This is a genomic window from Burkholderia cepacia GG4 (assembly GCF_000292915.1).
Lineage (GTDB): Bacteria > Pseudomonadota > Gammaproteobacteria > Burkholderiales > Burkholderiaceae > Burkholderia > Burkholderia cepacia_D.
This window is the reverse complement of the sequence record NC_018514.1, coordinates 705,163-719,519: the sequence shown is the minus strand read 5'-3', so window position 1 is coordinate 719,519 and position 14,357 is coordinate 705,163. Positions and strand designations below refer to the sequence as shown.

Sequence of the window (14,357 nt, the reverse complement as noted above, 5' to 3'; positions counted from 1 at the left end):
CCTATACTGGCCTCCCGGTGCAAACGGCCCCGCCCCTCGAGGAACACCGCATGACTTCGTCGCACGCAGATACCGATCTTTCCACCGGCACCGACTATGACGCACTCGCCAGCCGGTTCCGGCCGATCTTCGAGCGCATCGCCGCCGGCACCGCCGAGCGCGAGCGCCGCCGTGAGCTGCCGCATGAAGCGATCGGCTGGCTGAAAGCCGCCGGCTTCGGCGCGGTACGGCTGCCGGTGCGCGACGGCGGCGCCGGCGCATCGCTGCCGCAGCTGTTCCAGCTGCTGACCGAACTCGCCGCCGCCGATTCCAATCTGCCGCAGGCGCTGCGCGGGCACTTCGCGTTCGTCGAGGACTGGCTGAACGCGCCGCCCGGGCCGCAGCGCACGATTTGGTTCGACCGCTTCGCGAGCAGCCAGCTCGTCGGCAACGCGTGGTCGGAGGCCGGCGACGTTCCGCTCGGCCAGACCATCACGAAGGTGTCGGAGCAGAACGGCCGGCTCGTGCTGAACGGCCGGAAGTTCTACAGCACCGGCAGCCTGTTCGCGGACTGGATCGACGTGTTTGCGCAGCGCGCGCATGACGGCAGCGACGTGATCGTCGCGGTCGCCACCGCGCAGCCCGGCGTGATCCGCGAAGACGACTGGGATGGCTTCGGCCAGACGACGACCGGCAGCGGCACGACGCGCTTCGAGGATGCGGCGGTCGACGCCGACCACGTGACCGATTTCGCGCGCCGCTTCAGATATCAGACCGCGTTCTACCAGCTGTTCCACGTGGCCACGCTGGCCGGCATCGGCCGTGCGATCGTGCGCGACGCGGGCGAACTCGTGCGCGGCCGCACACGCGTGTACAGCCATGGCAACGCAGCGCGCGCCGGCGACGATGCGCAACTCCAGCAGGTGATCGGCGAAATCGCGTCGTGGGCCTATGCGGCCGACGCACTCGCGCTGCGTGCCGCGCAACCGCTGCAGCACGCGTACCTCGCACGCTTCGGCAACGACGACGAGGCCGAGCACGCCGCGAACGTCGCGGCCGAAATCGAATCCGCGCAAAGCCAGCTCGTCGTGTCGGAACTCGTACTGCGCGCGGCGACGCGCCTGTTCGACGCGCTCGGCGCATCCGCGACGCGCAGCCCGACCGCGCTCGACCGTCACTGGCGCAACGCACGCACGGTGTCGTCGCACAATCCGCTCGTCTACAAGGCGCGCATCGTCGGCGACTGGGTGATCAACGGACGCACGCCGCCGTTCGTCTGGCGCGTCGGCAACGGTGCAGATGCAGCCGCCGGCACGGAAACCGGAACCGCCCGATGAGCAAGACCATCCGCTTCAACGCGTTCGAGATGAACTGCGTCGGCCATCAATCGCCGGGGCTGTGGGCGCATCCGCGCGATCGCTCGTGGCAGTACAAGGATCTCGACTACTGGACCGATCTCGCCCGCGTGCTCGAACGCGGGATCTTCGACGCAATCTTCATCGCGGACGTGATCGGCTATTACGACGTCTACCAGGGCAGCAACTACCACGCGCTGCACCAGGCCGCGCAGATCCCGGTCAACGATCCGCTGCAGCTCGCCGCGCCGATCGCGATGGCGACCGAGCATCTCGGCATCGGCATCACCGCGTCGACGACGTTCGAGCATCCGTACACGTTCGCGCGCCGGCTGTCGACCGCCGACCATCACACCAAGGGCCGGCTCGCGTGGAATATCGTCACGTCGTACCTGGAAAGCGGTGCGAAGAACGTCGGCGACAACGGGCTGCGCACGCATGATGACCGCTATGCGGTCGCGGCCGAATACGTCGAGGTGCTGTACAAGCTGTTCGAAGGCAGCTGGGAAGATGGCGCAGTGGTGCGCGATCGCGACGGCCGCGTGTTCACGCATCCGGAGAAGGTGCACGAGATCGGCCACAAGGGGCGCTTCTTCGACGTGCCCGGCTATCACCTGTGCGAGCCGTCGCCGCAGCGCACGCCGGTGCTGTTCCAGGCCGGCGCGTCCGGCCCCGGCAAGGCGTTCGCCGCGCAGCACGCCGAATGCGTGTTCGTCGCCGCGCCGACCCGCCCGCAGCTCGCGCGCTATGTCGCCGACGTGCGCGCGCAGGCCGCGGCCGCGGGTCGCGATCCGCGCGACGTGCTGATCTACAACCTCGTCACGGTGATCGTCGACGAGACCGACGAGAAGGCGCAGGCGAAGTTCGACGAGTATCGCCGCTACGTGTCGTACGACGGCTCGCTCGTGTTCATGTCCGGCTGGACCGGCATCGATTTCGGCCAGTATGCGCCGACCGATCCCGTCAGGCGTGTCGAAACGAATGCGATCGTCTCGGCCGTCGAGCATCTGGCGGGCGGCGATACCGCGTGGACGATCGAGGAACTGGCGGCCTGGGGCGGCATCGGCGGGATGGGACCGGTGTTCGTCGGCTCGGCGCAGACCGTCGCGGACATCCTGCAGGAATGGGTCGAGGCGACCGACGTCGACGGCTTCAATCTCGCGTATGCCGTTGCGCACGAAACGTTCGAGGACATCGTGCGCTACCTCGTGCCGGAATTACAGCGGCGCGGCGTCTATCCGACCGAATATGCGCCGGGCACGCTGCGCGAGAAGCTGTTCGGCGGCTCGGCGCGATTGCCGGACGCGCATCCGGCCGCGCGGTTTCGCGACATCGAGCAGGTCAAGCGCGATACGGAACAGGTGGCCGACTACGCGTGACGGCCATCCAGGCTGGCCGGCGCGCGGCTACGTGAATGCCGCGCCGGCCGCCCCGACCGGCACCTGCAGATCGCACCGCCCCCTGCCGCTCAAAGCCACGTACCGCCCTGCCGCTCGTTCGGCTCGTCGGCGAGCGCGTCGAAATCGTGAATCCAGTCCAGGTGATGCAGCACGCTGTCGCGCTCGCCCAGACGCGCATTGCGCGCCTGCGCGGCCGGCCCGTCGGGCAGATGCAGCACGTCGGCCGCGGAGATCGACGCGTACTGCACCTTGCGCGTGCGGCCGCGCCGCAGCCGCTCGTAGGCTTCCTGCGCCTCACGCCAGTTGCCGGGCCCCGCCATCGCCAGTTGCGCGGCCAGCACCACCGCGTCCTCGATCGACTGATTCGCGCCCTGCCCGTGATGCGGCACCAGCGCGTGCGCGGCGTCGCCGATCAGCGTCACGCGCCCGCGGCTCCAGCGGCCGAGCGGCGGCCGGTGGAACAGCCCCCAGCGCTGGCTGATCGGTACCGCGCTGATCATCTGCACCACCGCCGGATGCCAGTCCTTGAACAGGCGCAACTGCTCGCCTTCTTCCGCCGGCATGACCCAGTCGCGCGACGGCCACGGCGACGGATGACGCTCGACCAGCAGGAAGTTCTGGTCGCCGTTGTCGCCGATCGGATAGTGCAGCAGATGCCCGTGCGGCCCGACCCAGAATTGAATCGTCTCGGGATCGGGCAGCAGGTCCATCCGCTCGGCCGGCACCACGCCGCGAAAGCCCGAACACCCTGAATACAACACGTCGTCGTAGCCGAGCATCCAGCGCCGCGTGATCGAACGCGCGCCGTCCGCGCCGATCACGAGATCGGCGTCGACGCGCTCGCCGTTGTCGAAGGTCAGCGTGACCCGATCCGGATGCTGCGCGAGATCGACCAGCCGATGGCCGAGATGAATCTGCTCCATGCCGACCGCCTTCGACAGGATTGCCTGCAGGTCGGCACGGTGCACGCCCCAGTACGATCCGCCGAATTGCCGGCGATAGTCGGGCTCGCCGCGATGATGGCCGATCACCGCGCCGCTGCGACCGTCTCGATAGACGAGGGCCGGGATCTCCGCACACACGGCGTCGAAGGCCGGACGCAATCCCATCCGTTCGTAGAAGCGCGTCGCATTGGCCGACAGCGCAACGGCCGCCCCCACTTCGCGCAGCACGTCGGTCTGCTCGTACAACTGCGCGTCGATGCCGCGCTCGCGCAATGCGAGCGCCAGCGTCAGGCCGCCGATGCCGGCACCGACGATCGCAAGCTTCAGATTCGTCTGCATGATGAATGTGTCTCCGAGGTTCAGATCTTGAGTAATCGAGGCCGCGGCGCGCGTGGCCTGCTCAGCGCGCCTGTCGAATGCCTGCGCCGTATCGGTATTGTCAGCAGCGGACCGTCATCCCACAATAAAATGAATGGAATCTGCTTCATCACTGAACGGAATGATCGGAGGCACCGCCGAACCATGGAACTGAGCGAAATCGACCTCAACCTGTTGCTGCTGTTCCAGCGGCTGATGCAGGAGCGGCGCGTGTCGACCGTCGCCGAGCAGATGAACATGAGCCAGCCGGGCGTCAGCAACGCGCTGGCGAAGCTGCGCCGTCGGCTCGGCGATCCGCTGTTCGTGCGCGGGCCGGGCGGCGTGGTCCCGACGCCGTTCGCATTGCGGCTGGCCGAACCGGTTGCGCAGGCGCTGTCGACGCTGCATGCCGCGCTCAATCCCGCGACCGGTTTCGATCCGCTGCGCGCCACCCGCACGATGACGATCGGGATGACCGATATCGGCGAAGTCGTGTTCCTGCCCGCGCTGCTCGAACACCTGTCGCGCGCGGCGCCGGGCATCGCGCTCAATACGGTGCGCAACACGAGCGTCAACCTCGCCGACGAGATGGCCGGCGGCCGCGTCGATCTCGCGATCGGGCTGCTGCCGCAGCTGCAGGGCGGGTTCTATCAACGCCGGCTGTTCGATCAGCGGTACGTGTGCCTGTTCCGGCGCGGGCATCCGCTCGAGGAGGCGCCGCTGACGGTCGACGCATGGCGGGAGGCCGAACACCTGGTCGTGGTGTCCGCCGGCACCGGTCACGGGCAGGTGGACGAGTGGCTGAAGCGGCGCCGCGTGAAGCGCCGGGTGCGGCTGACGGTGCCGCATTTCATGAGCGTCGGCTATATCCTGCAGCGCACCGACCTGATCGCGACCGTGCCGGAGCATCTCGCGCTGCAACTTGCCGCGCCGTTTTCACTAAGCTGGCGGGCGTTGCCGGTCACGCTGCCGGGCGCGCCGATTCATATGCTGTGGCATACGCGGGTCAACCAGGACGAAGGGAATCGATGGTTGCGGGAGGTCGTGGTCGACCTGTTCGCGGAGACGGAGACACGCGGACGGAAGGCCGCGCCCGCGCGGAAGAAATAGTCGCGCGCGTCGCCAAGCCCGGGGGGCGCGGTACGATGTCGCGTGAACCGGCGCACGACGTACGTCGAACCCGTCCTCTTGCCTCATCCCGTCATCCAACCAGCAGGGAATCAAGCCATGTCTGTCTCGCAGAAATTCGCAGCCGTCACGGGCGCCGGCTCCGGCATCGGTCGTGCCGCGGCCATCGCACTCGCCAACGCGGGATTTACCGTCGCGCTGATCGGGCGCAACGAAGCATCGTTGCGTGAAACCCGCGAGGCGATCACCACGGCCCACGGCGACGCGCACACGTTCCGGGCTGACGTCACCGACGAAGCGTCGGTCGAACACGCATTCTCGCGGATCGCCGAGCAGTTCGGCCGGCTGGATGTCCTCTTCAACAATGCCGGCCGCAATGCGCCGGCCGTTCCGCTCGACGAATACGAATTCGGCGTGTGGAACGACGTCGTCGCGACGAACCTGACGGGCGTCTTTCTGTGTGCGCGGGCAGCGTGGCGCCTGATGAAAGCGCAAACGCCGCAAGGTGGCCGCATCATCAACAACGGCTCGATCTCCGCCTATACGCCGCGCCCGAATACGATCGCGTACACGGCCACCAAGCATGCGGTGGCCGGCATCACCAAGTCGCTCGCGCTCGACGGCCGCACCTACAACATCGCGTGCAGCCAGATCGACATCGGCAATGCGGCGACCTCGCTGACGGAGCGGATGACGGACGGCGTGCTGCAGGCCGACGGGCGGATGGCCCCCGAGGCACGCATGGACGTCACGCATGTCGCGAACGCGGTCGTGCAGATGGCAAATCTTCCGCTGGATACGAACATCCTGAACATGACGATCATGGCGACCACGATGCCGTTCGTCGGGCGTGGATAAACCCACGCACCTGGCGGCGCCGCGCGCCGCGCCCCCCCATGCTCCGTCAACCCCTTCTGGTCTTCTTGCCGATCGACGGGGGCTTGCATACGACGAACTGACGGCGGTCCTTGCCCCGGATCCAGAGCGGCGCGTTGCCGCGCCCGCTCCATTCCTTGCCGCTCGCCGGATCGCGATAGCGCACCGGCAGGGCTTTCACGACGTACGAGCCCCGGCGGCCGTTACGGCCGACCAGGTCGCGATGCTTGATCGCATAGGTGTCCATCAGCGCGTGAACCTTCGCGATCGCTTCGATGCGTTCGCGGGCGCGGGCACGCTCGATTTCCTCGTCCAGTTCGGCCAGCTCCACAACGAGCTGCGCGTAGGTCTTGCTCACGCTCATCTTCTGCTTCCCGCCACGCACCCGCATGCGAATCGACATGATTCGCATGACTAATAGACTGTTTCACCACGCCCCATGCGGGCGCATTCACTTGATCGGCACGCGGTCAACCCGGTGTACCGGATGCCAGTCATGCGCGGCACATCGACGCCGAAACGACGACCCCGTGCGGATACGATCGCCTGCCCGGTGCCCGCCCGTTGCGGGCATTCAGCGGCACAATCGCGGCCGCGTTTCACATATCAAGTGATATTTGAAACTCAATCGTAATGGTATCCATCTCAAATATCAACTGATATCCTTCCGCCCATGAACATGGCGCCCCGTCCCCCGCGGCTGACCCGCGAAGAAAGTCGACTGCAGACCCGCGCACATTTGCTTGCCGCGGCGAAGCGGCTGTTTGTCGAGCGCGGTTTCGGCGCCACGTCGCTCAGGGATATCGCGGCCGAGGCCGGCTACACGCAGGGCGCGTTCTATTCGAATTTCGCGAGCAAGGAAGCGTTGTTCGTCGAACTGATGCGGGAGCGCTCGACGACGCAAGTGGCCGACATCGCCCGGGCGCTGAGCGACCCGTCCGCGTCCGGGGACGACATACTGGATGCGCTGGAAGCGTGGTCACGGACGGTCGATGCCGAGCCCGAGTGGTCGGTGCTAGGTGTCGAGTTCAAGCTTCAGGGGCGTCGCAATCCCGCTTTTGCGCGTGCATCGCAGGCGTTGCTGGACACCCACCGCGACGGCCTCGCCTATTGCATCGAACAGATTTTCGCCCGATGCAAGAAAGCGCCGCCCGAATCGCCGACCGTCCTGGCCGTGTCGTTCATGGGGCTCTCGCAAGGGCTGTCGCTGCAACAGTCGATCCTGTCCGAGGTGCCGATCGGGCACATGATCATGGTGTTCCTGCGCAGCTTGCTGGCCTCGGCGAAGCCCGTGCGTTGACCGGTGAGGTCGCGGGCGCGAAAGGATTGACCGGCTCTGCGATAGGGCCGGATTGCGCGCAACCGGCCTGCACCGACCGTCGACAGCGGCACGAGTCGCGCAAGCGCGCCGCGCGGACCGCTGCGACGACACGGCGGTAACGGCCAGATCGACGAGCGCCACCTCCGCCCCCTGCTACGCCATGGCGACCACGATGCCTTGCGTGGGGCGCGGATAGACCGGTGCCCCGCGCAAGTCAGCGATCGTAATAGATCGCGAGCCAGACGCTCGGCTCGTCGGGATGCGTCCACGCGACACGATGCCGGCAATGCCGTTCGATCAGAACGTAGTCGCCGGGACGCATGTCGTGCAGCGTCGCGTCCGCTTCGAACTCGAGCACCGCCGCGCCAGACAGCAGCACCACCCATTCGGCGCGCGAGTCGTCATACCAGAACCCGTCGGGACTCGTGTGCCCCAGCGACACGATCCGCTCGACGTTCAGGTGCGCCCCCGCAACGAGCACGTCGATTCGCTCGTCGGCGCCGCGCGCGCCTTCGATACTGAACAGGTTGCCGGTTTGAAGTTGCATGGTTCGGCCTCGGATCGGCCTTCGTCTGAAGGCGGATGTCGACCACTGTAGCGCGAAGGCCGGCATCGCGGCGAACTTGTTTGCGGGTTCCGGCTGGACCCACGCTCACGCGGCCGCCTCGTCATCGATATCGCGCGCGGTCGGGTCATGACGAACGATCAACAGAAACACGATCGGCGTGGCCGCACTGACCGCGACGACCCAGAACATGCCGGTGCCGAGGCGCGCTTGCAGGATCGGCAGCACGAACAGCGCAATCGCTTGGCCGATGCCGCACAGCGAGCGCCCGAAGCCGACGCCGGTGCCGCGGATCGCCGCCGGGTAAGACAACGTCGGATAGATCATCATCTGCGCGCCCGGCCCGAAGCCTTCGGCGAACAACCAGGTGCCGAGCATCAGCAGCACGACGCCGACCGCGAGCGCACCATGCGGATGCCCTGTCAGCGCGAGTGCGACGAGCGCGACGAATTGCAGCGCGAAACCGGCGATCGCGACATGGCGCGACGGGTATCGATACGCGAGACGCATGCCGAGCAGACCGCCGCTGAACGCGAACAGCACGTTCAGCGCGAGCGACGCCGCGATCGTCTCGAACACGCCCGCGCCGAGAAACTGCGACAGGATCGACGGCAGGAAAAATGCGATTGTTCTGTTCTCTCGATCCGGTTATCCCAAACGATATAAATCGATTAATTATGCGTTGTGCGTCATAAAGTTGCCGGCCGCATTCGCTTGACAGCAGCGCGCATGGCAATCGCGGATTTCTGCGTTATCGATTCACCGGCGCCTCGGTACAGCGGACGGTCAACCTGGCTGTTCGCGACACGTCCCCATCGGAGCCCCGGGCCAGTCGCGCGACCTGCGATGACGTTCTGTGACCGGCGTCACGCCGGGGCCTGAACGGTGGCGACCTTGTTCCGGCCGGTCGCCTTCGCGTAGTACAGCGCCTCGTCGGCAGCCTTGATCACGGCGCCCGCCTCTCCATCCTGGTCGGGCGTCCAGCTCGCCAGGCCGATACTGGCTGTCACACGCCCGTACTCGCTGCCGGCGTGCTCAAGCGCGAGTTCGTCGATCGCCGCGCGAATTCGCTCGGCAATCTGGGCGGCTCCGGTCTGCGGTGTATCGGGAAGCAGCACGACGAACTCCTCGCCGCCGTAACGGGCCGCGGTATCGACCGGCCGGCGGATGTTCTCGCCGATACAGCGTGCGACCGCGGTCAGCGCGTCGTCTCCGGCCTGGTGGCCGTAGGTATCGTTGTAGGCCTTGAAGCGGTCGACATCGACGAACAACAACGAGAAAACCGATCGCGCGCGCCGTGCACGACGCCATTCTCGATCCAGCACTTCCCCGAAGCTGCGGCGATTGTTCAGGCCAGTGAGACCGTCGGTGCGTGCCAGCAACATCAGTTCCGACTCGGCGCGCATGCGACGCCGGAGTTGCGAGCCAAGCATGACGGAGACCGTAATGAACGCGGCGCCGAACGTCGCCACCAGCGCGCCGATCGTCACGGCGCGGTGCCGCCACGCGGCATAGATGTCCTCCTCCGCTTTGGCGACCATGATGATCAGCGGCAGCTTCGGCAGGTGCCTGAAGTAATAGAGACGGCGCACCCCGTCGATCGACGCCGTTTCCGAGAACGTCCCCTCCGGCGCGGCCTGGAAGCGCCGGAAGGTCGCGGCCCGGCTGATGTCGCGACCAATGGTGTGGATATCGTACGGCTGGCGCATCACCATGATGCCGTCGTTGCCGATCAGCGAAATCGAACCGTGCTGCCCCAGTGACAGGCCGGCAAACAGCTGATGGAAATACTCGAGGTTGATCGCAATGACCACGACGCCGGCAAACGAACCGTCCGGGTTCGAGAGGCGCCGGGTGAGCGCGATGCTCAGCGAGCCGCCGCGCAAGCGCGACGAGAACGGGACACTGATATAAAGCCCCGCATCCGGATTGTCGCGGTGGACGGTGAAGTACTTGCGATCGCCGAAATTGCCGTGGCGCGGCACGTCGCTGGCCGAATCCAGGACGATGTTGCCGTCGGCATCGAGCACCAGCATCGAGCCGAGAAATTGCGCCGTCATCGCGTTGTCGAACAGCACGGCGCGCCGCATGGCCGGCTCGGCAGCCATGACGTCGTGGCGTTGCAGGCCTTTGATTACCGCCTGCAAGGACAGGTCGTACAGCTCGAAATTGCGTTCGATGTCCCGCTCGGCAATCAGGCCGAGATTGCGGGAGGCTTCGCTGGCGCGCTCGAGCGCGTCGTGGCGGCTCTGGAACAGCTGCAGCACGCACAGACCCACTAGTGCGCAGGCGATCACGATGCCGATCACCACGATGGTATAGGGAGCAGCCGACCTGGGTTGCATGTGTCTCCTTGGTATCCAAGCTTGCGCGCACGTGCGCGGCGCGATTACCGAATACTAAGATATGGACGGGGACAGATCAAAGTTCTTGGCAACCAACCCGCAAACGTTTGCGGCGTTGCCTGCTGATTGGCCGGTACAGCGGTCAGCAGTTAGCTTGCGTTGCGCAGCGCCGCCGACCTGCCGCCAAAGTCGTGCAGCACCGCGCTGCACGACACGGTCGTACCAGGTCAGGCTTGTCGTTACCGCCTTTCCACTGCGATACGACACCCGCTCACTTTATCGCTGCCGCGCCTGCTGCCGCGATAACGCTATCCTGGACGCCTGCACCGCCACTCGTGCCGATTGCGCCGATCAGTTTCCCGCCAACAATAATCGGCACGCCCCCTTCGCCAGCGAGGATGCCCGGAATGCTCAGCGTCCCGGGTGAACCACCGTTGACGGCATCCTGCATGGCCTTGGTTGCCCGTCGAAACCGCACTGAAGCCTGCGCCTTCGCCTCTGCAATTTGAAGCGACGCCAGTTGTGTATCGTCCATCTTGTCGCACGATACAAGGTTGCCGCCGCTATCGACGACAGCAATGGCGTACTGCCAGTTTCGCCGCCGTGCTTCCGCCTCGGCAGCATCGATGACCCGGCGCGCCTGAGCCAGGGTGATCGGCGCGCCATAGGGCGTGCTGTAAGGAAGATTTTCCGGGACGTTGGCCGGAGCGCTTGCTTGGGCTTGCGCGCCCGTTGCAACGGCCATCGTTGCACTGAGCAGAATGAGTTTGAACGATCGCACTAGCACGATAGCAATCCTGAAAACGTAAAGCTTGTTCGGAACATGGCGACGGCTGGCGGGCGTCGAAGCAAGCGCATGAAGCGCCCTTCGGACGCGCGTGCCGCCAAAAGACACGCGCTCCCCACCCGCCGTCACCATCGTCATGCGCGCTTCGCGTTGCCGCCGGCGCGACGCCGCGACAGGCCGAACACGATCAGCAGCACGACCACGAGCACGCCGATCACGATGCCCGGCAGCATCAGCGGCTGCATCCGCGCGAGCAGCGGCTGCGGACCGCCGCGGCGCGCGACCGCCACGTCGTCGGCCGTCACCTTCGCGTCCGCGTTACCGTACTGCGTAAGCACGTAGTTCGCGATCGCGGCGATCTGGTCGTCCTTCAGCGACTGCACGTACGAGCCCTCGCCAAAGCTCGGCATCAGCACGTGCTCGCCGCCGGCTTCGCGATCGACGCCGTACAGGATCGCCGAGATCAGGTTCGACGGATTGCGCGCGCCCGTTGCGGTGTTGCTCGACAGCGACGGATACGCCTGGCTCGGGCTGCCCGAGCCGTCCACGCGGTGACAGCTCGCGCAGTAGCCGCTGAAGAGCGCTTCGCCGGACGTCAGCGTGCCGTTCGAATTGAGCGCCGACGTGCCGCGCAGCGTCTCCTCGGCGCTGACCGCCGTGCCGTGGCTGAACGCCGGCTTCTGCTCCGCTGCGTCGCGAATCGGCTTCGTGCTGCGCAGATAGGTGACGATCGCCTTCAGATCCGCGTCCGGCAGATACTGCAGGCTGTTCTGCACCGCTTCCGCCATCGGGCCAGCCGCCTGGTTCTTGCCGGGTGCACGGCCCGTCTTCAGATACGAAACCAGCTCCGCGTCGGTCCACGCGCCGATCCCGCTCACCGGATCGGACGTGATGTTCGGCGCGTACCACGAGCCGAGCTGCGCCCCGCCCAGGTTACGGCTGAAATCCTCGGCCATCAGGAAGTTGCGCGGCGTGTGGCACGCGCTGCAGTGCGCGAGCACGTTCGACAGATACGCACCGTGGTTCCACTCTGCGTCATGCGCGGGATCCGGCACGAAGCGGGTGTCCTTCAGGAACATCATGTTCCACACCGACATCGACGTGCGGATGCCGAACGGGAACGGCAGATCCGTGACCGGCGCACGCTTGTCGACGGGCTTCACGCCCTGCATGAAGTACGCGTAGAGCGCGTGCACGTCTGCGTCGGTCAGGCCGCTGTACGACGTATACGGCATCGCCGGGTACAGGTGCTGGCCATCCGCGCGGATACCCTCGCGCAGCGCTTTGCCGAACTGCGCTTCCGTGTAGTCGCCGATCCCCGCCGTCTTCGACGGCGTGATGTTGCTCGAATAGATCGTGCCCATCGGGGACGCGATCCCGTAGCCGCCCGCGAATGGCTCGCCGCTGCCCACTGCGGTGTGGCATGCCATGCAGTCGGCCGCCACCGCAAGCTGGTGGCCCTTCTCGATCAGCGCGGCATCGGCCGACCCGGACGCCGTCGGCGCCGCGCCTGCACCCTGCCCCGCTTGCGCGAACGCAAGCTGGCCGGTGCCGAGGATCCCCACCGCCAGCAATGCTGTCGCAATACGACGCCACCCGCTGCGCACGCCGTGGCGCTGCCGTTGAACTCGGTCTTTCATCGGTTTAACCCTTCGCGAGGCTCGCAGAAATCGAATCCGCCGCCTTCACGCCGAGCGCGGCCATCGACAGCGTCGTGTTGACGACGGAGGCAGACGGCATCGCGCCACCGCCGGGCAACCACAGGTTCGGGTGGTCGTGCGTGCGGCAATCGCCGTCGACGACCGAGTCCTTCGGATTCGAACCCATGATCGTGCCGCCCATGATGTGGTTGTTCGCGTTCAGCGTCTTCGTGATATCGAGCTCGACCGCGTTGAACAGGCTGGCGATGTGCTCGAGCTGCGTGTGCGCGGCGACATAGCCGTCACGCACATAGTCGCCCACGTCGTAGTGGATGTCCGGGCATGCGAGGCCGAGCGGGTCGACGCGCGTCTTGCTGAGCGTCAGCCGGTTGCTCGCTTCCGGCAGCGGCTCGAGACTGATCGACAGATCGACGCCGTAGATCGAGCGGCGACGGATTTCCTCGTCGAGCTCCTGGCCGACGAGACCAAGGGCCAGTGCCTGCTTGGTCGCGGGACCGACGCGCGAAATGTTGTTCAGGATCATCTTGTTCGCCGAGTACTTCGAGCGGAACTCGCCGTCGCGCGGGCCGACGATGCAGCTGCTCTGCGCGGGGCCGCGGCCGAGCCACATCGGCTTGTCCGCGAGGAACGTACAGTGGAAGCCCGAGTGATCCATCATGTTGCGGCCGACCTGATCGGACGCGTTCGCGATGCCGTTCGGGTTGCGCGAGTTCGCGGCGAGCAGCAACAGGCGCGGCGTCTCGATGCCGTTGCATGCGAGCACGAATACCTTGCCGCTCGCCTTGTGCGACTTGCGGTTCGAGTCGTACCAGTGCACCGCGGTCACGCGGTTGTTCTCGTCAGTGTCGATCTTGTAGACGACGGACTCGGCGAGCACCTTCGCACCCTTGCGCTCGGCGCGCTCGATGTGGTGAATGCCGTTGTACATCGCGCCGATCGGGCAGATAGGCTGGCAGTTGTTGTTGCCGCAGCAGGTCGGGCGGCCGTTCCACGGCCGCGTGCTGCGTGCCTGCGGAATCGGAATCGACCGGTAGCCGTGCGCGTTCACGACTTCGGCGAAGTACTTGTCGCCGTGGCCCCACGGCACCATGTCCATCGGATACGGACGGCTGCGCTGCGAAGGCGACTGCATCGCCGGATCGCTCGGACCCGCGACGCCCATTTCCTCTTCGGCGCGGCAATAGTACGGCTCGAGATCCTCATACGAGATCGGCCAGTCGCGGCCGACGCCATAGGTCGACTTCATCTTGAAGTCGACCGGCAGGTGCCGCCAGCTCGACGCCGCCCAGTGCCACGTCGTGCCGCCCACCGTGCGCAGATAGCCTTGCTGGAAGCTCTGGCCATCCGGGCCGCTCAGCCCGACGTAGTCGTTCTTCGGGAAGTAAAGCGGCGCCGGGGCATTCGGCGCTTGCGGATAAAGGCCCTGGAAGTCCGAGCCGACACGATTGTCGAACGGCATGTTGCGCCAGTTTTCGACGGCTTGGCCACGCTCGATGCGCAGCCCGGCTTCGAGAATCAGCACCGAGTAACCCTGGCTCACCAGTTGATCGGCGATCAAGCCGCCGACCACGCCGGAGCCGACGATCACCGCGTCGGCCGACACGTCGCCATTCGATTCAAATACAGGAGTTTTCATGAC

At 66.2% G+C, this 14,357-nt stretch carries 12 protein-coding genes and 1 pseudogene; 5 read left to right on the top strand and 8 right to left on the bottom strand.

Going from position 1 to position 14,357, the window contains the following annotated elements; all coding sequences use genetic code 11:
• Positions 1-50 precede the first annotated feature (50 nt).
• Together GEM_RS19050 and GEM_RS19045 are read left to right on the top strand one after the other, a co-directional pair.
• The gene (locus GEM_RS19050; RefSeq protein ID WP_014899006.1) at positions 51-1,316 is read left to right on the top strand and encodes an acyl-CoA dehydrogenase family protein; all 1,266 of its coding nucleotides are present in this window, start codon (positions 51-53) and stop codon (positions 1,314-1,316) included.
• On the top strand, positions 1,313-2,713 hold the full coding sequence (locus GEM_RS19045; RefSeq protein ID WP_014899005.1) for an LLM class flavin-dependent oxidoreductase: 1,401 nt from the start codon (positions 1,313-1,315) through the stop codon (positions 2,711-2,713). Before GEM_RS19050 ends, GEM_RS19045 begins: the two co-directional genes overlap by 4 nt.
• A gap of 89 nt (positions 2,714-2,802) precedes the next feature.
• Here GEM_RS19045 and GEM_RS19040 read toward each other — a convergent pair whose 3' ends face one another.
• Positions 2,803-4,017, bottom strand: a complete 1,215-nt coding sequence (locus GEM_RS19040) for an FAD-dependent monooxygenase (RefSeq protein ID WP_014899004.1) — start codon at positions 4,015-4,017, stop codon at positions 2,803-2,805.
• A gap of 183 nt (positions 4,018-4,200) precedes the next feature.
• Here GEM_RS19040 and GEM_RS19035 point away from each other — a divergent pair, with 183 nt between their 5' ends.
• Together GEM_RS19035 and GEM_RS19030 are read left to right on the top strand one after the other, a co-directional pair.
• A complete protein-coding gene (locus GEM_RS19035; RefSeq protein ID WP_014899003.1) occupies positions 4,201-5,145 on the top strand; it encodes a LysR family transcriptional regulator in 945 nt (314 codons plus the stop codon).
• 117 nt (positions 5,146-5,262) lie between these two features.
• Positions 5,263-6,021, top strand: coding sequence for an SDR family oxidoreductase (locus GEM_RS19030; protein WP_014899002.1), 759 nt, complete (start codon positions 5,263-5,265; stop codon positions 6,019-6,021).
• Between the two features lie 46 nt (positions 6,022-6,067).
• Here GEM_RS19030 and GEM_RS19025 read toward each other — a convergent pair whose 3' ends face one another.
• Positions 6,068-6,403 (bottom strand): H-NS family nucleoid-associated regulatory protein, encoded by a 336-nt coding sequence (locus GEM_RS19025; protein ID WP_039321327.1) that lies wholly within the window; start codon positions 6,401-6,403, stop codon positions 6,068-6,070.
• A gap of 309 nt (positions 6,404-6,712) precedes the next feature.
• On the opposite strand from GEM_RS19025, the gene GEM_RS19020 reads away from it, so the two are divergent.
• Positions 6,713-7,339: a TetR/AcrR family transcriptional regulator gene (locus GEM_RS19020; protein WP_014899000.1), complete on the top strand. Its 627-nt coding sequence runs from the start codon at positions 6,713-6,715 to the stop codon at positions 7,337-7,339.
• 235 nt (positions 7,340-7,574) lie between these two features.
• Here the strand turns inward: GEM_RS19020 and GEM_RS19015 are convergent, their stop codons facing one another.
• The 6 genes and pseudogenes from GEM_RS19015 to GEM_RS18990 form a co-directional block, all read right to left on the bottom strand.
• Positions 7,575-7,907 carry a cupin domain-containing protein gene (locus GEM_RS19015; RefSeq protein ID WP_014898999.1) on the bottom strand — a complete coding sequence of 111 codons (333 nt, stop codon included), beginning with the start codon at positions 7,905-7,907 and terminating at the stop codon, positions 7,575-7,577.
• 105 nt (positions 7,908-8,012) lie between these two features.
• Positions 8,013-8,564: pseudogene (locus GEM_RS19010) on the bottom strand (MFS transporter); the annotation flags it as partial.
• 227 nt (positions 8,565-8,791) lie between these two features.
• Positions 8,792-10,270, bottom strand: coding sequence for a sensor domain-containing diguanylate cyclase (locus GEM_RS19005; RefSeq protein WP_014898997.1), 1,479 nt, complete (start codon positions 10,268-10,270; stop codon positions 8,792-8,794).
• Positions 10,271-10,541: 271 nt separating this feature from the next.
• Positions 10,542-11,195, bottom strand: a complete 654-nt coding sequence (locus tag GEM_RS19000) for a GlcG/HbpS family heme-binding protein (RefSeq protein ID WP_272148438.1) — start codon at positions 11,193-11,195, stop codon at positions 10,542-10,544.
• The gene (locus tag GEM_RS18995; protein ID WP_014898995.1) at positions 11,192-12,697 is read right to left on the bottom strand and encodes a c-type cytochrome; all 1,506 of its coding nucleotides are present in this window, start codon (positions 12,695-12,697) and stop codon (positions 11,192-11,194) included. The genes GEM_RS19000 and GEM_RS18995 overlap by 4 nt, the downstream gene beginning before the upstream one ends.
• Positions 12,698-12,701: 4 nt before the next feature.
• On the bottom strand, positions 12,702-14,354 hold the full coding sequence (locus GEM_RS18990) for a GMC family oxidoreductase (RefSeq protein ID WP_014898994.1): 1,653 nt from the start codon (positions 14,352-14,354) through the stop codon (positions 12,702-12,704).
• Between the last annotated feature and the right edge of the window lie 3 nt (positions 14,355-14,357).